Raw genomic sequence first — 19,522 nt, 5'->3', positions numbered from 1 at the left:
GAAGAACCCCGTGTTGAGCCCCGCTCCCGTTTACGGGAGAGGGTTGGGGTGAGGGCTCTTTGCGCGGGTAAAGCCCCTGCCGAGCATGGCTCGGCACTACAGGTGCTGCGCGTTGAGCCCCTCTCCCGTTTACGGGAGAGGGTTGGGGTGAGGGGCGCTTTGCGTGGGTAGAGCCTCTGCCGAGCATGGCTCGGCACTACAGCGCAGCCCTGCTTTTGCCGTTGTTCAACGGGCATCCATTATTGCCAGACGTGTAGTGCTGACAGTTGGGAGAACGCTCCCAAAAAAAACGGCGCCCAGGTAGCAGGCGCCGTTGTTACCGAAGAAGGGATCGCTTACTTGCCGATCTCTCCGCTGCGACCCTTCATCATTGCGTCGCGATTGGCCTTGAAGGGGTTGCCTTCATACCAGTTCGGCCAGGCATCACCACCAGCCAGTTGCTGGCCGACGCCATAAAGCAGTTCCAGGTCTTCGATGGCACCGTCTACCTTCCAGGTGGCCGGGTCGTATTCGTCCTTCGGGCCGTGATAGTGGTCCTTGCCGTAGGCTTCCGCCGCGCGCTTGCCGGCTTCGACACCGCCGTCGATCAGGTCTTCACCGCCATCGGCATACAGGGCAGGCACGCCCGCCTTGGCGAAGTTGAAATGATCGGAGCGGAAGTAGAAGCCGCTCTGCACCGACGTTTCCGCGTGTAGCGTGCGGCCCTTGGCGGTGGCCAGCGGCTTGAGAATGTCTTCCAGCTCGGAACTGCCGAAACCGGTGACGGTCATGTCGCGGGCGCGACCATTGACCGACATGGCGTCGATGTTGATCACACCGGCGATCTTGTCCAACGGGAAAGTCGGATGGTTCACGTAATACTGCGAACCCAACAGCCCGGACTCTTCCAGCGTTACCGCCAGAAACACCACCGAGCGCTCAGGCGGGGTCTGCTGGTGTGCCATGGCATCGGCGATCTCAAGAATACCGGCCACACCGGTGGCATTGTCGACGGCACCGTTGTAGATGTTGTCGCCCTCTTCGCCCTCATGTTTGCCCAGGTGATCCCAATGGGCCATGTACAGCACGGCTTCGTCGGCACGCTTGCTACCGGGCAGCACGCCCACCACGTTGCGTGACTTCTTCTGCTCAATGGTGCTCTTCAGGTCCAGCGACAACGCGGCCTGCAGCGGTACCGGCTTGAAGCCGCGCTTGTTGGCATCCTTGTAGGCCTTGTCCAGATCAAGCCCCGCATCGGCGAATAGTTTGCGAGCGGCTTCGGCGCTCAGCCAACCCTGCGCCTGCAGGCGCGGCTCCTTGTCCTCTGCCGCAGGCAGGTCGTACTGCGGGCCACCCCAGGAGTTCTTCACCACGTCCCAACCATATGCGGCACCAGCGGTGTCGTGGATGATCAACGCGGCGGCAGCACCCTTGCGTGCGGCTTCCTCGAACTTGTACGTCCAACGGCCGTAATAGGTCATCCGCTTGCCGTCGAACAGCTTGGCATCGTCGACATGGAAGCCCGGGTCGTTGACGAACATCACCACTGTCTTGCCCTTCCAATCCTGGCCGGCGTAGTCGTTCCAGTTCTGTTCCGGTGCGTCAACGCCGTAGCCGACGAAGACCATGTCACTGGCGTCGATCTTGATCTCCGGCTCGCCGCGGCGTGAACCAATGACCATGTCGGTGCCGAACTTCAGTTCCTGGTTGTCCTGCCCGCGTTGGATCTTCAACACGGTGTTGGGGTCGGCCGTGGTTTCGGTCATCGGCACTTCCTGGAACCAGCTATCGCCGTTTCCGGGCTGCAGGCCAATGCGCTGCATCTGGTCGCGGATGTAATTGACCGTCAGTTCTTCACCCGGGCTGCCAGGTGCGCGACCTTCGAATTCGTCGGACGCCAGTGTCTTCACCAACTCGCCGAAATCGCCTGCGTTGATGGCGCTGGCAAACGCGTGCGTGGGCGCCGGTGCCGGCGCGGTGGGCGCTGCAGCGGGCGGAGCTGCGGGCTCTTGCTTGCAGGCGGCCAAAGCCGCGGTGGCGGCCAGGCACAACAACAGTTTGCGTTGCATGGGGACTCCGGAAGACAGTGGAGTCCCGATTCTAGGCTGGAAGCGGTGGCTTCGGGTCAGTTGCCCGGTGCCTTGTCACCGCTGAAACGCTGGACTTCAGCGCCGCGGACCGGGCCGATGCGGGCGCTGTCGTGCACATACAGGCTGACCTCGCGTTCAAACACCAGCTCACCTTCCACCGCTGCATTGGGGCCGATGATGATGCGGGGCTTGCGCGGTGGAGTGAGTGAAATGCTGAAGGATGGCCGGTTCACCTTGAGACCGCCCTTGACCACCGAGTCCACCCCGACCGTGATGTCGCTGTTGACGGTTTCGATGTTGCCGGCAACTTCGGTGGCTACCAGGCCGATGCTGCCGTTCACGGTTTCGATATTGCCGCCGATGCGGCCGCCACGGTCGACGAAAATACTGCCGTTGACGGTTTCCAGCCCCGAGCTGAGCACCAGGCCCTGGCCCGCACGGATGCCGCCGTTCACTGTTTCGATGCCATGTGCCTGAACATTGTCTTCAGCACGAATGCTGCCGTTGACGGTTTCCACGTCACCGGCGCGCACGCCACTGGCCAGTTGGATGCTGCCATTGACGGTATCCAGGTCACCATAGCTGGCGCCGGCGTCGGTATGGATGCTGCCGTTGACCTTGCTGATGTCATCGGCGGCGTGGGCGAGCGGGGCGCTGGCGGCCAGCGCCAGCAGCAGGAGAACACGTTTCACGGGGGCCTCCATGGGCATTCCAGTGGACAGGATGCGATGGCACCATGCTTGAGTACAATCCGCATCTGCCTGAAGTCATTAGGACTGCCATTGCCTTGGTTCCACCCCCGCCTGCGTCCTCAGCGCCCAGCCATCACACTGCCCTGGCGCGCGGGTTGTCTGTTGCTGGCGCTGGCCTTGGTGGCAGGGCCGCTGGCGGCGCAGAACAGCTCCCGCGACGCGGAAAAGAAGCTGAAGCAGCTGCGCGGTGAGTTGAAGGACGTGAGCCAGGAGCGGCGGCAGATCGAAGCTGACCGTGGGCAAGCCAATGTGCGCCTGCGCGAGGCGGATCAGAAGGTCGCCCGTACCGGCCGTGCGGTCGCCGAGGCGGAGGCAGCGGTGCAGCGGGAACAGCAATCGCTGACCCAGTTACAGCAACGCAAGGCTGAGCTGCAGACGGGCTTGACCCGGCAACGGCGGCAATTGGCGGCCCTGCTGCGGGGCGCCTACCAGTTGGGCAACCATGCGCCGCTGAAGCTGCTGCTGTCGCAGGACACCGTGGCCGATGCCAATCGCGCCATGGCTTACCACCGCTACCTGCAGCGCGAGCGTGCGCAGGCCATCACCGCGTTGACCGCCGACCTGGAGAGCCTTTCCAGTACCGAGCAGCAGATCGTCACGCGTACCGCCGAGCTGCGGCAGGCGCATGAGCAGCAACGCCAGCAGGCAGCAGCATTGGCACAGGACCGTCGGCAGCGTGCCAGCGTGGTGGCGGAGCTGGACCAGCGCTTCCAGGACCGTACTGATCGTGAGAAGGCGCTGGGCAAGGATGCGCAGGCGTTGGAGCGGGTATTGGCCAACCTCCGGGCCGCCGCTGCCCGTGCCGAGGCCGAGCGCCGAGCGGCAGCGCGCCGTGCTGCGGCGGAACAATCCCGCCAGCAGGCCGCTGCCGGGCCAGGTCGCAGTACCCCACGGCCGCAGGGCAAGGCGCCACCGCGTGTCGTCGCCAACGCACCGGGACCGCGGGTTGGTGGGTTGGGGTGGCCGCTGTCGGGCAATCTGTTGGCCCGCTATGGCGGTCGCCTGCCGGACGGCCGCAACAGCGCCGGCGTTCTGATCGGTGCTCCTGCCGGCAGCACGGTGACCGCGGTGGCGGAAGGTACGGTGGTGTTCTCCGATTGGATGACCGGTTACGGCATGATCCTGATCGTGGACCACGGCAACGGCTATATGAGCCTGTATGCCCACAACGATGCCTTGCTGAAGGACGCTGGCGCCCGGGTCAGCCGGGGCGACGCCGTGGCCAAGGTCGGCAACTCCGGTGGACAGGGTGTCACCGCGCTGTATTTCGAGCTGCGCCGCAATGGGCAGCCGGTGGATCCCGCCACCTGGTTGCAACGCCAGTAGAACAAGCGCGCACTGGTCTGTCGGCCAAGCACCGGTATTCAACGGGAATTTAGCCAGCGTTCGCGCATAATCGGGCTCAGCGCGGTCTCCGCGTGCCTGTTTCCCCATGGAGTGGTACATGCGTCCAACCCGTCTTGCCGCAGCCCTGCTGTTTGCCCTGTCGCCCGCCTTGGCGCTGGCGCAGGCCGCACCGGACAAACCATCCAGGGCGGATGACCCGGACGCCAAGGAATCAGTGACTTCGCGGGTACCGTTGGACGAGATCCGTCGTTTTGTTTCGGTCTACAACGCGGTGCGTGCGGCCTATGTCGATCCGGTGGATGACAAGAAGCTGATGCAGTCGGCGGTGCGTGGCCTGTTGCTGGAGCTGGACCCGCACAGCACCTACTTCGACAAGGAGGACGCCGAAGCGTTTGACGAGCAGGCGACCGGTGCCTATGAAGGCATCGGCGTGGAACTGTTGCAGGAAGACAATGCGCTGAAGGTCGTTTCCCCCATCGACGACACCCCTGCCGCTCGTGCCGGAGTGAAGGCGGGTGATCTCATCATCGCCATCGATGGCACCCCGATCAACGCGATCAACGCCAGTGAACCACTGCGGGGCAAGGCGGGCAGCCAGGTGGTGCTTACCATTGCCCGCGAAGGGCAGAAGCCCTTCGACGTCACGGTCGTGCGCGAAACCATCCGCGTCACCAGCGTGCGCAGCAAGATGCTGGAGCCGGGCTACGGATACGTGCGCATCAGCACCTTCCAGGCCGATACCGGCGCTGATTTCCAGAAGCATGTGACGCAGCTGCAGACGCAGGCAGGCGGCAAGTTGAAGGGACTGGTACTGGACCTGCGCAGCAACCCCGGCGGCCTGCTCACGGCAGCGGTGCAAGTGGCTGACGACCTGCTGGACCACGGCGGCATCGTCAGTACCCGCGGGCGCATTTCCATCAGTGATGCCAAGTTCGATGCCACCCCGGGCGACCTGCTCAATGGTGCGCCGGTGGTGGTGCTGACCGACGCGGGCTCCGCCAGTGCATCCGAGGTGCTGGCAGGCGCATTGCGCGACAACCAGCGTGCGCGTGTTGTTGGCAGCCGCAGCTTCGGCAAGGGTTCGGTACAGACCGTACTGCCGCTGGACAACGGTGATTCGGTGAAGCTGACAACAGCGCGTTATTACACGCCGAGCGGACGTTCCATCCAGGCTACCGGCATCGTGCCCGACGTCGAGCTGCAACCGGATCCGGCCACGGTGCCCAAGGACATTCCGGCCAGCCTGGCGGATTACAGCGAAGCCAAGCTGCCGGGTCACCTGCGTGGCGACGACGAAACCGCGGGTGGCAAGGCGGGCGTGGTGTTGTCCGGCGACGCGCCGATCCAGTCGGCCTTGCAGGAGCTGAAGCATCCGGGTTCGGTGGCGGCGGCAGCAGCCGCCGCGGCGAAGGCCAAGCCCGCAGCGGCGACGAAGCCAGCGCCGGCCCCGGCCGGAGCGAGCCGCCCGGAAACACCGGCGGCGCAGGCAGGCAAACCCGAAGCGACGGCAGAATCCACGGCTCCCGCGACGCAGGCAGACAAGCCGGCCGAACCCGCAACGTCGCCGGCGCCGACGAGCCCGCCGAAGGTGCCCGTCGAGCCCGCAGTCGAAGGCGACAAGTAAGCGTTGAGTCGATGGTGCCTGGCGTAGCCGGCACCATCGCGTGGGCGCACAGCACAGGGCGCGCAAGCGCTGCTTGCGCGGCATCGGCACGCGGCTTCAATGACCGGAATATGCCTGCTGCGGTGGCGCCATTGGATCGTAAAGGGGCGAACTCCTTTTCATGCCGAGGTCCGCTGCGGCCTCGCCCCGAGCATGCCCCTGCGTTTGCTCAGCGCGGCTTGCCCGGCAACGGGAATGGCGTGACCACCGTTTCGCCGGTGGTGGCATCGCGAATGGCGGATTGGCCCTTTTTCTCTACTTCTTCTATGCGCACGATGCTCTGCATCGGCAGGTGCAGCACCTTGGTGTTGCCGAACTCCTCGCGCAGGCGCTCTTCGGTGGGATCAACGACCAGGCCGTCATGGACGTCGAACACCAGCTCGGAAATCTCGTTGAATCCCCACAGGTGGCTGCCGCCCACGTGCCGCGCAAACAACTCGTAGACCTTGCCGTGGTTGAGGAAGGTGATCTTGTAGAGGGGCTTGCTGCTCATGTGTGGATTATAGAAGTCCTGGCCGCGCCAACAGGCGGATCAGAACCCCTGGCGCTTGCGCAAGCGGCGCGCGATCGCGGCGCGCACATACAGGCCGTAGATGATGCCAAACAGAAAACCGGCCACATGCGCTGACCACGCCACCATGCCGAAGCTGGGCCCGATATAGGCGAAGACGACCTGCAGCCCGGCCCACACGCCGATCAGCAGGAAGGCGGGCGCGCGCACAAACTCCAGGAACAGGCCCAGCGGCAGCACCACGCCCAGGCGAGCACCGGGGAACAGCGCCAGATACGTCCCCATCAACGCCGACACCGCGCCGCTGGCGCCGATGATGCTGCGCTCGGGGGAGCCCATCACGTACAAAGCTGCCAGATTGGCCGCTGCCCCGCCCAACAGAAACAACAACAACAGCCGCCACGGCCCCAGCACCCGCTCCGCAGGCAGGCCGAAGATCAGCAGGAACACCAGGTTGCCCAGCAGGTGCGACCAGTCCGCGTGCAGGAACAGGGCCGTGAACAGGCGCAGTACGCTGCCATCGCGCAGTGCAGCCCACCATTCCTGTGGCGTCGCCAGGCCGGTGGCCAAGGCGCCCCAGGCCAACCAAAGTGAACGGCGCGCCTCATCCGGCCGTGAGATTGACCACAGGAAGGCGGCCAGCAGTGCCAGGCACAGCAACGGCACGGCCCAGCGCAGGCCTGTCTTATTGCGGGAAGGAATGGAGACGAACATGGGTGCGGAAGCCTAACCCGGACGCGCCCCGGCTGGGCCGCAAATTCTTCTTACGGCGTTATTGTCTTGTTAACCGCTCTGCGTATACTGCATACGGCGTCGTATGTCGGGAGGGGACTCCGGCGCACCTCCGACCACCCAGGTGGAAGGGAGTGCAGGCGCAAAAACGACCATTACCGTTTACGGAGAGAGCTTCGACTATGACCGCTACTGCAATTGCCCGCGTTACTGCTATCGCTGTCGGCATCGCTGGCGTGCTGGCCTTCGGCCACGCCCACGCTGCTGCCTTCCAGCTGAAGGAAAACAGCGCCAAGGGCCTGGGCCGCGCTTTCGCTGGCTCGACCAGCGCATGGGACGACGCTTCGGTCGTCGCCACCAACCCCGCTTCGATGCGCCTGCTTGACGGCCGCCAGTTCCAGGCCGACGTCAGCGCGATCAGCTTCTCGGCAGATTTCGAGAAGTTCGGCGGCTACAACTCCAATGGCACCCCGATCAGCGGCGGCAATGGCGGCGACGCCGGCATGATCGCTGCGGTTCCGGCAGCCTATTTCCATGTGCCGTTCGGTGAGAACGACAACATGCACTTCGGTATTTCTCTGACCGTGCCGTTCGGCTTCACCACCGAATACGACCGCAACTGGGTAGGCCGCTACAGCGGTGTCAAGACCGACCTGAAGGCCATCGACCTGGGTGCAGCGTTCTCCTATGACGTCAATCCGTACGTGTCCTTCGGCGCGTCGGTGTTCGTCGAGCACCTGACCATCGAACTGTCCAATGCACTGGACATGGGTTCGGTGATCAACGGCACCGCACAGCAGAAGGCTGCTGCGGCCGCTCTGGCCGCCGGTGGCGGTGCAGCGCAGGCCCAGGCCGCCGCGCAGGCCGCTGCACAGCAGATGGCCGCCCTGGGCTTCTACCCGGGCAGTGCTGACGGCTTCGTCAAGATCGAAGGCGACAACAACGCCGTCGGTTACGTGCTGGGCACCACCCTGAGCCCGACCGAAAACACCAACATCGCCTTCAGCTATCGTTCCAAGGTCGAGCACAAGATCACCGGTGGCAAGGCCAACTTCGACGTGACCCCGGCAACGGCGGCGCTGCTGGCACAGACCGCACCGGGTACCTTCATCGATACCTCGGGCAAGGCAACCGTGACCCTGCCGGCTTCGGTCACGATGAGCGTTACCCACCGCATCAATGATCGCTGGACCGTGATGGGCGATATCTCGCGCACCGCATGGAAGCCGGCGTTCGACGAAGTGACCGTGGACTTCGCCTCCAACCAGCCGGACAACAAGCTGGGCTTCCACTACGAAGACACCACCTTCGGTTCGATCGGTACCGAGTACAAGCTGTCCGACACCATCACCCTGCGTGGCGGTCTGGCCTATGACGAAAGCCCGACCACCTATGCGCACCGCGATGTGCGCGTGCCGGACGTGACCCGCAAGTGGGTTTCGCTGGGCCTGGGCTGGACCCCGTCGGAGAACACCGAGTTCAACTTCGGTTACACCCACCTGTTCACCAACGAGCCGGCGATCAACGTCACGTCGGCTACCGGCAACGTGTTGCAGGGCAAGTACGATGTGGGCGGCGACATCCTGGCCGCTTCGGTCAACTACAAGTTCTAATCGAACCGGCAGTTGATGCATGCAGAAAGCCCCGCGCAAGCGGGGCTTTCTGTTTGTAGGGCGCTCGGTTTGCTGCGCTGAAACCGGCACCACGTGCCGCTCCTGGCGGGCGCCGGGTGCGACCGCAGGACTGCTCAGCAGTCCCCGCTCAGCCCGCTGGCGTACCGCAAGCCTTGCCGTAGCTGCGCCAGGAACTGCGGCATGTCATACAGCGACGCGTCGTGGCCCAGACCGGTGTACCAGCTGCGGCCGCCATCGACGCGGTGACACCAGCTGATCGGATGATCCTTGCCCATCGTGCCGCCCTGATACTGGCTTTCATCCACTGTAGCGAGCACCTGTACCCGTGGGCGAGGATTGTCGCGGTAGTTGTACAGCTCATCGCGGACTGCCCATGACGTACCGTTGGGCTGGCTGTCGCGTTCCGGCTGCACGTGGCTCGATTGCAGACCTGCAGGATGGTTGCGGAACCAGGCGCCGACCAGTTGCCCGTACCAGGGCCAGTCGTATTCGGTGTCGGCGGCCGCGTGCACGCCCATGTAGCCGCCACCGTTGCCGATGTAGTGCTCGAAGGCGGCCTGTTGCGTTTCGTCCAATACATCGCCGGTAGTGCTGGCAAAAACCACCGCCCGGTAGCGGGCCAGATTATCGGTGGTGAATTGTGCTGCGTCCTCGCTGAGGTCGGCTTGGAGGCCTTGTTCCTCGGCCAGCTGCTGCAGGGTTTTTATCGCCACGGGAATGGAGTCGTGGCGGAACTTGGCGGTCTTGCTGAAGATCAGGATGCGTCCGGCGTCCTGTGCGCTGGCAATCGGTGTACAGAGCGTGGCCAGCAGGCTCAGGCAGCTGGCGAGGGCAATGCCGCGCATGGGCAGGTATCCGTTGCGGGTGTGCCTGGGAGTCTAGTGGATTGGGGGATGGGGAAGGATGTTGGTTGCGGGTGGAACGGAAGGCGCAGGCAACTGGAACTCTCTCTCCCCACCGTCTCGGTCGCCTGCGAGGAAAGAGCCGCCATCAAGCCGGAGCGAGAAGACCAAACAGACCCTCCCGCACACGTTGCTTGTTCGTTTCTCCCACAACGAAAAGCCCCGCTTGCGCGGGGCCTTTCTCAATCACGCTGCGACTTTTGAATCAGTCGCCCAGCGTCAGTAGCGAAGCATTGCCGCCGGCGGCGGTGGTGTTCACCGTCACCGTCTTCTCGGTGGCAAAGCGCAGCAGGTAGTGCGGGCCGCCGGCCTTGGGGCCGGTGCCGGACAGACCCTGGCCACCGAACGGCTGCACGCCGACCACCGCACCGATCTGGTTGCGGTTGACGTAGACGTTGCCGACGTTGACGCGCGATGCGATGCGGTCAACGGTTTCATCGATGCGCGAATGCACGCCCAGGGTCAGGCCGTAGCCGGTGGCGTTGATCTGGTCGATCACTGCGTCCAGCTGATCGGCCTTCCAGCGGATCACGTGCAGCACCGGCCCGAAGATCTCCTGGTGCAGCTGGCCAAGATCCTTCAGCTCGTAGGCGCGCGGTGCGAAGAAGGTGCCGTGGGCGGCAGCTTCGGACAGCGGTGCGGTGGCGATCAGGCGGGCTTCGCTGTCCATGCGCACGGCATGGTCCTCGAGGATCTGCAGGGCATCGTTGTCGATGACCGGGCCCACGTCGGTGGACAGCTCGCCCGGGTCGGCAACCTTCAGTTCGGCCATCGCACCGGCCAGCATGCCCATCACCTTGTCTGCAATGTCGTCCTGCACGAACAACACGCGCGCTGCCGAGCAACGCTGGCCGGCGGAGGTGAAGGCCGAGCCGATGGCGTCCTTGACCAGCTGTTCCGGCAAGGCCGAGGAGTCGGCGATGAAGGCATTCTGGCCGCCGGTCTCGGCGATCAGTACGCCGATAGCGGCGTCACGTGCGGCCATGGTGCGGTTGATCAGGCGAGCGGTGTCGGTCGAGCCGGTGAAGGCCACGCCGGCCACGCGCGGATCGGCGGTCAGGGCAGCGCCCACCACCGAGCCGGAGCCCGGCACGAACTGCACCACGCCCTCCGGTACGCCGGCATCGAGCAGCAGCTTGACCGCGTAGTAACCGATCAGGTTGGTCTGTTCGGCCGGCTTGGCGATGACGCTGTTGCCGGCGGCCAGGGCGGCGGCCACCTGGCCCATGAAGATCGCCAGCGGGAAGTTCCACGGGCTGATGCAGACGAACACGCCACGGCCGTGCAGCTGCAGCTCGTTGCTTTCGCCGGTGGGGCTGGGCAGCTTTTCGCCTGCGCCGAACTGGTCACGCGCCTGCTTGGCGTAGTAACGCAGGAAATCCACCGCCTCGCGCACTTCGGCGACGCCATCGGGCAGGCTCTTGCCGGCTTCCTTCACGCACAGCGCCATGAACTCGGCGATGCGGGCTTCCAACTGGTCGGCGGCGTGCTCAAGGATGGCAGCGCGGCTGGCGGCCGGGGTGCGGTTCCAGGCCGGCTGTGCGGCCACGGCATTGGCCAGCGCCTTCTGCACGGTGGCGGCATCGGACGCCTGCCACTGGCCGACAACCTGACGCTGGTCGGCCGGGTTGGTGACCTGCTTGGTGGCACCGGTGGTGTTGGAGCCTGGCACCAGCGGTGCGGCCTGCCAAGGCTTGATGGCGGCGTTGAGCTGCTCGGCCAGGGCACGCAGTTCGTTGTCGTTGGCGAGGTTGATGCCCATGGAGTTGGTCCTGTCGTGGTTCTGGCTGCGCAGCAGGTCAACCGGCAGCGGGATCTTGGGGTGAGGAATGGAGGCGAACGAAGACACGGCCTCGACCGGATCGCGGATCAGGTCGTCGATGGACACGTCTTCGTCGGTGATGCGGTTGACGAAACTGGAGTTGGCACCGTTTTCCAGCAGGCGACGCACCAGGTAAGGCAGCAGGTCTTCGTGCGAGCCGACCGGTGCGTACACGCGGCACGGCACGTTCAAGCGATCGGCCGGAATCACTTCGGCATACAGGTCATCGCCCATGCCATGCAGCTTCTGGTGCTCGTAGACACCGCCCTTGGCGATCTGCTTGATGGCGGCGATGGTGGCCGCATTGTGGGTGGCGAACATCGGGTAGATCGCATCGCTGTGGCCGAACAGGCGTTTGGCGCAGGCGATGTAGGACACGTCCGTGTTCTGCTTGCGGGTGAACACCGGGTAGCCGGGCAGGCCCTCGATCTGCGCGCGCTTGATCTCCGCATCCCAGTACGCGCCCTTGACCAGGCGCACCTGCAGCTTGTGGCCGATGCGGCGGGCAAGGTCGGCGAGGTAATCGATCGTGTAGGGCGTACGCTTCTGGTAGGCCTGCACAACGATGCCGAAGCCTTCCCAACCCTTCAACGAGGCATCGCTGACCACGCGCTCGATGATGTCCAGCGACAGTTCCAGGCGGTCGGTTTCTTCGGCATCAACGGTGCAGCCGATGCCGTAGGACTTGGCCAGCTGCGCCAGTTCCAGCACGCCCGGCACCAGGTCCTTGAGCACGCGCTCACGCTTGGCGTGTTCATAGCGCGGATACAACGCCGACAGCTTGATCGAGATGCCGTGGGAGGCAGTGACGTCACCATCGGCCTTGCCGCCACGGGCGATATTGTCACTGCCGATGGCGTGGATGGCACGGCGATAGTCTTCCAGGTAGCGCAGCGCATCCTTCATGGTCAGCGCGCCTTCGCCGAGCATGTCGAAGGAATAGCGGTAGTTGCTGTTGTCGCCCTTGTGCGAACGCGACAGTGCTTCGTCGATGGTGCGGCCCATGACGAACTGGTGGCCCATGATTTTCATGGCCTGGCGCACGGCCAGGCGGATCACCGGCTCACCCACGCGGCCGATCAGGCGCTTGAAGGCGCCGTGCACGTCGCGCTTGGTGGCATCGGCCAGATCAACCAGATGGCCGGTCAGCATCAGGCCCCAGGTCGAGGCGTTCACCAGCACCGAATCGGATTGGCCCATGTGGCGCTTCCAGTCGGCTTCGCCCAGCTTGTCGCGGATCAGCTTGTCGGCCGTTTCCTGGTCCGGAATGCGCAACAGGGCTTCGGCCACGCACATCAGCAGCACGCCTTCCTCGCTGCCCAGGTCGTACTGGCGCATGAAGGCCTCGATCGCGCCCTGGTTCTTGGCGCGGGCACGCACGCGGCGCACCAGGTCGGCGGCAGTGGCCTGGACCTGCGCCTGCTCGGCGGCTGGCAGACGGGCCTGTTCCAGCAGCTCGCGCACGTGGCTGGCCTCATCTTTCAGCCAGGCATCGGTGATGGCCTGGCGCAGCGCCGGCGGTGACGGCGGCAGCTCGGGGCTCAGCAGCGGCAGGCCCGCGACAGGGGGAAAGGCGACATCAAGAGGAGGTGTTGCGTTCATGCGCTCGGCCACAGTTGGATTCGGCCATTTTAATCCGGACTGGAAGTTTTCCTAGTCCCTTTTTCCACCAATTTGTTGCGGAAAAACGTTGGTGCGTGGGCGATTCGGCAAAATATGTGGCGCTCGGAATTATTGTGCCAATTCCGTCATCTAAAACGCCGAGGTTGAGCGATATCGACGCAATTTCAGTGTGCACTGCAGCATTGATGACGTTGATGAATGGAAGCTTGCCGGTTGCCATTGGGCAGGGCTACCATCGAACTCGATTTCCGCGGTATGGACGCGGCTGCGATGATCCAGGTGCTTCGGCAGGTTTGCGATGGCTCAGGGACGCAGCTGGTGCTGCACCCCCCACGGGCACTGAGTGCTCGGCAGTTCGTCCAGTTGTTTGCGGCGTTGGCAGGTTTGATGGCGTTCTCGGCAGGTTTGGGTTGGTTGTCCGGTAACGTCTTGGCCCCTGCCTTCGCGTTGTTGCATGGCTTCCTGGTGGCCGCTGCCCTGCGTGCGTGTTGGCGCAGCAGCAATCGCCGGGAAGAGATCCGGGTAGGACCGGACTGCGTGGAGGTAATCCCCGCAGCCGGAGTTTCGCCGGTGTTCCGCGCACACCCTTATTGGGTGCGGGTGGTTGCCGGGAAGGAACGGGTCCTGCTGGTTTCCAGCGGCAAGCGGGTCGAAGTGGGGAGTTTCCTCGCGCCCGCAGAACGTCGGGAACTTGCGGTGACACTTGAAGGCTTGCTCGCAGCCAGCAATGGCTGCAACCGATGACGTCAAGGGTCTAGGCAATGAAGCAATGCAGCGGGTGGGGCGCGAAGTTGAAACACGGTTTGGCAGCGGCAGCGATGATGCTGTCGGCGCAGGTGGCATGGGCGCAGTCGGCCGATCCAAAGGAATGGCAGCTCAACATGGGCAAGGGCGTCACCCATACCTCGCGTATGGCGTGGGACGCGCACATGGTGGCCTTGTGGGTGTGTACGGTAATCGGCGTGCTGGTGTTCGGCGCCATGGCCTATGCCATCTTCAAGTTCCGCAAGTCCAAAGGTGCGGTGGCAGCGCAGTTCGCCCACAACACCAAGGCGGAAGTCATCTGGACCGTCATCCCGATCATCATCCTGATCGTGATGGCCTGGCCGGCCACGGCCAAGCTGATCGCCATGTACGACACCCGCGATTCCGAGATGACGGTGAAGATCACCGGCTATCAGTGGATGTGGAAGTACGAGTACATGGGCGAGGATGTCGCCTTCACCAGCCGCCTTGATCGCAAGTCCGACGAAGTGCGGCAAAGCGGCAGCGTGCCGACCATGGCCACCGACCCGCATTACCTGCTGGACGTGGACAACCCGCTGGTGCTGCCAGTGGATACCAAGGTCCGCTTCGTGATCACCTCCGACGACGTGATCCATGCATGGTGGGTGCCGGCGCTGGGTTGGAAGCAGGACGCCGTGCCGGGCTTCATCAACGAGCGCTGGACCAATATCGAAACCGAAGGCGTATACCGCGGCCAGTGCGCTGAGCTGTGCGGCAAGGACCACGGCTTCATGCCGATCGTGGTCAAGGCCGTGTCCAAGGACGAGTTCAAGTCCTGGCTGGCATCGCGCAAGACGGCCCCCGCTGCACCGGCTGAGGCCGCGCCCGCGCCGGCCACGGAAGCTGCGCCTGAAGCAAGCCCGGAAGCACCGCAACCGGAAGCCACGCCTGCCGCACCTGCGGCAGCCGGCGCCTGATACCACTGCGTGCCGGTACGCCGGCGCGAAGCCTGAAAACGGATAACGAGGTGTAGTTGCAATGGCGAATTCCGCAGTGGACCACTCCGATCACCACGGGCACCAGCAAGGTTTCTTCGAGCGTTGGTTCTTCTCGACCAACCACAAGGACATCGGCACGCTCTACCTGCTCTTCAGCTTCACGATGTTCATCATCGGTGCGGCGATGAGCGTGGTGATCCGCCTGGAGCTGGCGCAGCCCGGCCTGCAGTACGTCAAGCCGGAATTCTTCAACCAGATGACCACCGTGCATGCATTGGTGATGATCTTCGGTGGCGTGATGCCGGCGTTCGTCGGCCTGGCCAACTGGATGATCCCACTGCAGATCGGCGCGCCGGACATGGCGCTGCCACGCATGAACAACTGGTCGTTCTGGCTGCTGCCGGTGGCCTTCGGCATGCTGCTGGTGACCTTGTTCCTGCCCGGTGGCGCACCTGCCGGTGGTTGGACCTTGTACCCGCCGCTGTCGCTGCAGGGCGGCTACAACGTCGCCTTCAGCGTGTTCGCCATCCACGTGGCCGGTGTCAGCTCGATCATGGGTGCGATCAACATCATCGCCACCGTGCTCAACATGCGCGCCCCTGGTATTGATCTGCTGAAGATGCCGATCTTCTGCTGGACCTGGCTGATCACCGCCTTCCTGCTGATTGCGGTGATGCCGGTGCTGGCCGGTGCGGTGACCATGCTGCTGACCGACAAGTTCTTCGGCACCAGCTTCTTCAATGCCGCCGGTGGCGGTGACCCGGTGATGTACCAGCACATCTTCTGGTTCTTCGGGCACCCCGAGGTCTACATCATGATCCTGCCGGCGTTCGGCGTGGTCAGCGAGATCCTGCCGACCTTCAGCCGCAAGCCGCTGTTCGGTTACCAGGCAATGGTCTACGCCACCGCCGCCATCGCCTTCCTGTCCTTCATCGTGTGGGCGCACCACATGTTCACGGTGGGCATGCCGCTGGGGGGCGAGATCTACTTCATGTTCGCCACCATGCTGATCTCCATCCCGACCGGGGTGAAGGTGTTCAACTGGGTCAGCACGATGTGGGAGGGCTCGTTGACGTTCGAAACGCCGATGCTGTTCTCCATCGCCTTCGTGATCCTGTTCACCATCGGTGGTTTCTCCGGCCTGATGCTGGCCATCGTGCCGGCCGACTACCAGTACCACGACACCTATTTCGTGGTGGCGCACTTCCATTACGTGCTGGTCACCGGTGCGGTGTTGGCACTGATCGCGGCGGTGTATTACTGGTGGCCGAAGTGGACCGGTCGCATGTACAACGAGTTCTGGGGCAAGGTGCATTTCTGGTGGACGATGGTGTTCGTCAACCTGCTGTTCTTCCCGCAGCACTTCCTTGGTCTGGCCGGTATGCCGCGGCGTATCCCGGACTACAACCCGGTGTTCGCCGACTGGAACCTGATCAGCTCGATCGGCGCGTTCGGCATGTTCGTTACCCCGTTCCTGATGGCCGGCATCCTGCTGTCTTCACTGCGCAACGGCAAGCGCGCCGAAGCACGTGTCTGGGAAAGTGCCAAGGGCCTGGAGTGGACCGTCCCGTCGCCAGCGCCGGCGCATACCTTCACCGTGCCGCCGGTCATCAAGCCGGGCGATCTGGCGCATGACGACGTAACCCATTGAGGAGGCCGCGATGAGCAGCAACAAGCGATTGCAGGCTGATGAACTGGCAGTGCGGCAGCGGCGCGCACGGCGTACCGCGGTGGTGGTTGGGCTGATCGCGGTGGCGGTGTATGTCGGCTTCATCCTGTCCGGTGTGTTGGCGAGTTGAGCAGCCCGGCGCCCGCACCCAAGCCCAATGCCGGCCTTGGCCGGCTGATCGGCGTGGCCTTTGCGGTGTTCGTGCTGACCTTCTCGCTGGTGCCGCTGTACCGCATCGCCTGCGAAAAGGTGTTTGGTGTGCGGCTTGAACGCAGCGCCACCACGCAAGGCGCGAGTACGCATGCCGCCAACAGCAAGCGCACGGTGCGGGTGGAATTCGATGGGGGCGTCAATTCCAAGCTGCCCTGGGCCTTCCATCCGGAAAAGCTGACGATGGACGTGGTGCCGGGTGAGTTGAACGAGGCCCTCTACTTCGCCCGCAACGATAGCGAACGCGCGCTGGTTGGTAGCGCGGTGCCCTCGGTGGCGCCGGCACGGGCCTCGGGCTACTTCAACAAGACCGAATGTTTCTGCTTCACCGCGCAGACCCTGCAGGCAGGGGAAAAGCGCGAGATGCCGGTACGTTTCATCGTCGACCCGGACCTGCCGGCCGACGTCAATACGATCACCTTGTCCTACACCTTCTACAAGAATGATGCGCTGACCGAGCAGCTGGCCCCGGCAACCGCCGTGACCGTTGCCCATGCAGCCCCTTGATCACGGACCCGGAAGCAACGCCATGGCCCATAACACGCATGATCCCAACGTCTACTTCGTGCCAAGCAGCAGCAAATGGCCGTTTGTAGGATCGATCGCGATGCTGGTGATGATGGTCGGGGTCGCCAGTTGGCTCAATGACGCCAGTTGGGGCCGCTGGACCTTCTTCACCGGTGTGGCGATGCTGGTGTTCACCCTGTTCCTCTGGTTCGGCGATGTGATCCGCGAATCGGTGGGTGGCAACTACAACCGGCAAGTGGATGGCTCGTTCCGGATGGGGATGATCTGGTTCATCTTCTCCGAGGTGATGTTCTTCGCCGCCTTCTTCGGCGCGCTGTTCTATACACGCAACATGGGCCTGCAGTGGCTCGGGGGTGAGGGCCATGGCGTCTTGACCAATGAGTACCTGTGGGACGGTTACTCGGCCGCCTGGCCGACCAACGGCCCGGCCGATATCGGCGGCGCCTTCCAGACCATCCCGGCCTGGGGCCTGCCGCTGATCAATACCTTGATCCTGCTGACCTCCGGCGTGACCCTGACCATCGCCCATCACGCGCTGAAGGCGGGCAGCCGCAAGCAGCTGCTGATCTGGCTGGGGGCGACGGTGGCGTTGGGCTGTGTGTTCCTGTTCTTCCAGGCCGAGGAATACATCCACGCCTACAAGGAGTTGAACCTGACCCTGGGTTCGGGCATCTACGGCTCGACGTTCTTCATGCTGACCGGTTTCCACGGCGCACACGTGCTGCTGGGAACGATCATGCTGACGGTGATGTGGTTCCGCGCCGCCAAGGGCCACTTCACCCGCGACAACCATTTTGGTTTTGAAGCTGCTGCCTGGTACTGGCACTTTGTCGACGTGGTGTGGCTGATGCTGTTCCTGTTCGTCTACGTGCTTTGACGGCGGGGATTGGGGAGTAAGGATTGGGGATTGGTAGCGATCTGGGAGATCGCGGGGAGCTGCTTTGCAAATCCCCAATCCCCACCTCTCCAATCACGGCTTCATCAGCCGCCAACACCATGCGGCTTGATCCACCCGGTATAGATGCCCAGCGCGACAAGAAGAATCAGCACTACTGACAGCGCGATACGCCGCGTCAACGCATTGACCGTCCGTTTGGTCTGGCCGCGATCGATCATCAGGTAATAGAGGCCGGCTCCAAGATTCCAGACGATGACGATCAAGAACGCGATCACCAGCAGGGTCTTCAACGAATCATTCATGCGTGGCTCGTTCGGTGGGAAGGCAGTGCTATATCACCCGCTTGGCGGCAGCTTGTCATGACGCGACAGCACACGGCCATTTTCGGCTGGGTCCTGGCACTGCTGGTAGCGGCGCTGTTCTGCGCGCTGGGCGGTTGGCAGCTGCAGCGCATGCACGAGAAAGAAGCCCTGCTCGCGCAGTTGCCACCAGGGCGCGAGGCTGCGGTCAGCCTTGCCGAGGCTGCCGCCGCGCCAGACGCCCTGCATTGGGTAGCGGACCGGCTGCAGTTCCTGCCGGGCACGGTACTGCTGGACAACCAGCTGCGCGACGGCCGCGCCGGCATCAAGATCTACCAGTTGGCGCGCGCTGCTGGCGGTACGACGGTGCTGGTCGATCTGGGCTGGCTGCCACTGCCGGCGGATCGCAGCATGCCGAACATCAACCCGCTGCAGGGCACGCAGACGGTGCAGGGCCTGTGGGCACCGGCGCCGGCAACCGGCATTGCCCTGGGTCCTGCATTGATCCCGGCCGCGCAGCGGCAGACCTGGTTGGCCACGCGCATCGATCTGGCGGCGATTGCTGCCGAACTGAAGCTGGATGGCACTGTCCTGGCGCCGAAGGTGCTTCGATTGGATCCGGCAATGTCGCTGGGATACGCGCGTGACCTGGACCTGCTGCCTAATACCTTGCCGCCTTCGCGGCATCTTGGTTATGCGGTGCAATGGTTCGCGATGGCCTTGGCGGTGTTGCTGATTGCGCTGGTACTGCAGTTCAGGAGGCGCAGGAAGTTGGGGGGTGGGGGGTGAGGCGGTGATTGGGGAGCCGGGATTGGAGATTGGTTTGGAGCAGGAGCGAAGCCAAAGCCAAAGCCAAAGCACCCCTCCCCAGCCCTCCCCTTGGCTACGCCAAAGGGAGGGGGCAGATCGCCTAGCCGTCGCTTGGGCTTTGGCCTTGGCCTCGGTCTCTGCCGTTGCCGTTGCCGTTGAATTTCCCCCTCCCTTTCACCGAAGGTGAAGGGGAGGGTCGGGGAGGGGTGCTTCAAGCCCTTGCACCTGCCTCTGTCTCTGTTTTTGCTAATCCCGAATCCCGAATCTCGAATCTCGAATCCCGAATCCCGAATCCCGAATCCCGAATCCCGAATCCCGAATCCCGAATC

At 63.8% G+C, this 19,522-nt stretch carries 18 protein-coding genes; 10 read left to right on the top strand and 8 right to left on the bottom strand.

Translation table 11 applies throughout. The annotated features are described in order from the left end of the window. Nucleotides 1-335 precede the first annotated feature (335 nt). Entirely contained in the window at nucleotides 336-2,048 is a 1,713-nt protein-coding gene (locus RT460_RS17960; RefSeq protein WP_313320948.1) for a M20/M25/M40 family metallo-hydrolase, read from the bottom strand. 56 nt (nucleotides 2,049-2,104) lie between these two features. Next, the gene (locus RT460_RS17955; protein ID WP_313320946.1) at nucleotides 2,105-2,761 is read right to left on the bottom strand and encodes a hypothetical protein; all 657 of its coding nucleotides are present in this window, start codon (nucleotides 2,759-2,761) and stop codon (nucleotides 2,105-2,107) included. 159 nt (nucleotides 2,762-2,920) lie between these two features. Here RT460_RS17955 and RT460_RS17950 point away from each other — a divergent pair, with 159 nt between their 5' ends. Further along, nucleotides 2,921-4,147, top strand: a complete 1,227-nt coding sequence (locus tag RT460_RS17950; protein WP_313320950.1) for a peptidoglycan DD-metalloendopeptidase family protein — start codon at nucleotides 2,921-2,923, stop codon at nucleotides 4,145-4,147. Nucleotides 4,148-4,265: 118 nt separating this feature from the next. Continuing rightward, nucleotides 4,266-5,792 carry a S41 family peptidase gene (locus RT460_RS17945; protein WP_313320944.1) on the top strand — a complete coding sequence of 509 codons (1,527 nt, stop codon included), beginning with the start codon at nucleotides 4,266-4,268 and terminating at the stop codon, nucleotides 5,790-5,792. Between the two features lie 208 nt (nucleotides 5,793-6,000). Here the strand turns inward: RT460_RS17945 and RT460_RS17940 are convergent, their stop codons facing one another. Both RT460_RS17940 and RT460_RS17935 read right to left on the bottom strand, forming a co-directional pair. Beyond that, nucleotides 6,001-6,324: a DUF1820 family protein gene (locus RT460_RS17940; protein ID WP_313320942.1), complete on the bottom strand. Its 324-nt coding sequence runs from the start codon at nucleotides 6,322-6,324 to the stop codon at nucleotides 6,001-6,003. Between the two features lie 39 nt (nucleotides 6,325-6,363). Then, on the bottom strand, nucleotides 6,364-7,056 hold the full coding sequence (locus RT460_RS17935) for a rhomboid family intramembrane serine protease (protein WP_313320940.1): 693 nt from the start codon (nucleotides 7,054-7,056) through the stop codon (nucleotides 6,364-6,366). A gap of 200 nt (nucleotides 7,057-7,256) precedes the next feature. Between RT460_RS17935 and RT460_RS17930 the strand changes: the two genes are divergently transcribed. After that, a complete protein-coding gene (locus tag RT460_RS17930; RefSeq protein WP_313320938.1) occupies nucleotides 7,257-8,687 on the top strand; it encodes an outer membrane protein transport protein in 1,431 nt (476 codons plus the stop codon). Nucleotides 8,688-8,821: 134 nt separating this feature from the next. Here RT460_RS17930 and RT460_RS17925 read toward each other — a convergent pair whose 3' ends face one another. From RT460_RS17925 to RT460_RS17915, 3 genes are all read right to left on the bottom strand, one after another. Then, on the bottom strand, nucleotides 8,822-9,553 hold the full coding sequence (locus tag RT460_RS17925; RefSeq protein WP_313320936.1) for a ThuA domain-containing protein: 732 nt from the start codon (nucleotides 9,551-9,553) through the stop codon (nucleotides 8,822-8,824). A gap of 262 nt (nucleotides 9,554-9,815) precedes the next feature. After that, nucleotides 9,816-13,034 carry a bifunctional proline dehydrogenase/L-glutamate gamma-semialdehyde dehydrogenase PutA gene (gene putA, locus RT460_RS17920; RefSeq protein WP_313320935.1) on the bottom strand — a complete coding sequence of 1,073 codons (3,219 nt, stop codon included), beginning with the start codon at nucleotides 13,032-13,034 and terminating at the stop codon, nucleotides 9,816-9,818. Next, entirely contained in the window at nucleotides 13,012-13,275 is a 264-nt protein-coding gene (locus tag RT460_RS17915) for a hypothetical protein (RefSeq protein WP_313320933.1), read from the bottom strand. The genes putA and RT460_RS17915 overlap by 23 nt, the downstream gene beginning before the upstream one ends. Before the next feature lie 50 nt (nucleotides 13,276-13,325). Here RT460_RS17915 and RT460_RS17910 point away from each other — a divergent pair, with 50 nt between their 5' ends. From RT460_RS17910 to RT460_RS17885, 6 genes are all read left to right on the top strand, one after another. Next, complete coding sequence (locus RT460_RS17910) at nucleotides 13,326-13,799, top strand: DUF2244 domain-containing protein (RefSeq protein WP_313320931.1); 474 nt, start codon at nucleotides 13,326-13,328, stop codon at nucleotides 13,797-13,799. 17 nt (nucleotides 13,800-13,816) lie between these two features. After that, nucleotides 13,817-14,758 (top strand): cytochrome c oxidase subunit II, encoded by a 942-nt coding sequence (gene coxB / locus RT460_RS17905; RefSeq protein ID WP_313320929.1) that lies wholly within the window; start codon nucleotides 13,817-13,819, stop codon nucleotides 14,756-14,758. A 61-nt stretch (nucleotides 14,759-14,819) separates the two neighbouring features. After that, on the top strand, nucleotides 14,820-16,430 hold the full coding sequence (gene ctaD / locus RT460_RS17900; protein WP_313320927.1) for a cytochrome c oxidase subunit I: 1,611 nt from the start codon (nucleotides 14,820-14,822) through the stop codon (nucleotides 16,428-16,430). Between the two features lie 10 nt (nucleotides 16,431-16,440). After that, entirely contained in the window at nucleotides 16,441-16,578 is a 138-nt protein-coding gene (locus RT460_RS17895; protein WP_313320925.1) for a hypothetical protein, read from the top strand. After that, the gene (locus tag RT460_RS17890) at nucleotides 16,575-17,165 is read left to right on the top strand and encodes a cytochrome c oxidase assembly protein (RefSeq protein WP_313320924.1); all 591 of its coding nucleotides are present in this window, start codon (nucleotides 16,575-16,577) and stop codon (nucleotides 17,163-17,165) included. Before RT460_RS17895 ends, RT460_RS17890 begins: the two co-directional genes overlap by 4 nt. A 22-nt stretch (nucleotides 17,166-17,187) precedes the next feature. Then, complete coding sequence (locus RT460_RS17885) at nucleotides 17,188-18,063, top strand: cytochrome c oxidase subunit 3 (protein ID WP_313320922.1); 876 nt, start codon at nucleotides 17,188-17,190, stop codon at nucleotides 18,061-18,063. Between the two features lie 104 nt (nucleotides 18,064-18,167). On the opposite strand, the gene RT460_RS17880 is transcribed toward RT460_RS17885, so the two are convergent. Then, nucleotides 18,168-18,386: a twin transmembrane helix small protein gene (locus RT460_RS17880; protein WP_312916472.1), complete on the bottom strand. Its 219-nt coding sequence runs from the start codon at nucleotides 18,384-18,386 to the stop codon at nucleotides 18,168-18,170. A gap of 57 nt (nucleotides 18,387-18,443) precedes the next feature. On the opposite strand from RT460_RS17880, the gene RT460_RS17875 reads away from it, so the two are divergent. Continuing rightward, entirely contained in the window at nucleotides 18,444-19,172 is a 729-nt protein-coding gene (locus RT460_RS17875) for an SURF1 family protein (protein WP_313320920.1), read from the top strand. Nucleotides 19,173-19,522 lie beyond the last annotated feature (350 nt).

Origin of the sequence: Stenotrophomonas sp. (genome assembly GCF_032061965.1) — a bacterium.
Classification (GTDB): Bacteria; Pseudomonadota; Gammaproteobacteria; order Xanthomonadales; family Xanthomonadaceae; genus Stenotrophomonas.
This window is presented reverse-complemented; position numbering and strand designations above follow the sequence as displayed.

Excerpts from the sequence above, each read along its gene's own strand:
- RT460_RS17960 (WP_313320948.1), bottom strand. The coding sequence starts at position 2,048 with ATGCAACGCAAACTGTTGTTGTGCCTGGCCGCCACCGCGGCTTTGGCC.
- RT460_RS17945 (WP_313320944.1), top strand. The coding sequence starts at position 4,266 with ATGCGTCCAACCCGTCTTGCCGCAGCCCTGCTGTTTGCCCTGTCGCCC.
- RT460_RS17940 (WP_313320942.1), bottom strand. The coding sequence starts at position 6,324 with ATGAGCAGCAAGCCCCTCTACAAGATCACCTTCCTCAACCACGGCAAG.
- RT460_RS17935 (WP_313320940.1), bottom strand. The coding sequence starts at position 7,056 with ATGTTCGTCTCCATTCCTTCCCGCAATAAGACAGGCCTGCGCTGGGCC.
- RT460_RS17930 (WP_313320938.1), top strand. The coding sequence starts at position 7,257 with ATGACCGCTACTGCAATTGCCCGCGTTACTGCTATCGCTGTCGGCATC.
- RT460_RS17925 (WP_313320936.1), bottom strand. The coding sequence starts at position 9,553 with ATGCGCGGCATTGCCCTCGCCAGCTGCCTGAGCCTGCTGGCCACGCTC.
- putA (WP_313320935.1), bottom strand. The coding sequence starts at position 13,034 with ATGAACGCAACACCTCCTCTTGATGTCGCCTTTCCCCCTGTCGCGGGC.
- RT460_RS17915 (WP_313320933.1), bottom strand. The coding sequence starts at position 13,275 with ATGGCAACCGGCAAGCTTCCATTCATCAACGTCATCAATGCTGCAGTG.
- RT460_RS17910 (WP_313320931.1), top strand. The coding sequence starts at position 13,326 with ATGATCCAGGTGCTTCGGCAGGTTTGCGATGGCTCAGGGACGCAGCTG.
- coxB (WP_313320929.1), top strand. The coding sequence starts at position 13,817 with ATGAAGCAATGCAGCGGGTGGGGCGCGAAGTTGAAACACGGTTTGGCA.
- ctaD (WP_313320927.1), top strand. The coding sequence starts at position 14,820 with ATGGCGAATTCCGCAGTGGACCACTCCGATCACCACGGGCACCAGCAA.
- RT460_RS17895 (WP_313320925.1), top strand. The coding sequence starts at position 16,441 with ATGAGCAGCAACAAGCGATTGCAGGCTGATGAACTGGCAGTGCGGCAG.
- RT460_RS17885 (WP_313320922.1), top strand. The coding sequence starts at position 17,188 with ATGGCCCATAACACGCATGATCCCAACGTCTACTTCGTGCCAAGCAGC.
- RT460_RS17880 (WP_312916472.1), bottom strand. The coding sequence starts at position 18,386 with ATGAATGATTCGTTGAAGACCCTGCTGGTGATCGCGTTCTTGATCGTC.
- RT460_RS17875 (WP_313320920.1), top strand. The coding sequence starts at position 18,444 with ATGACGCGACAGCACACGGCCATTTTCGGCTGGGTCCTGGCACTGCTG.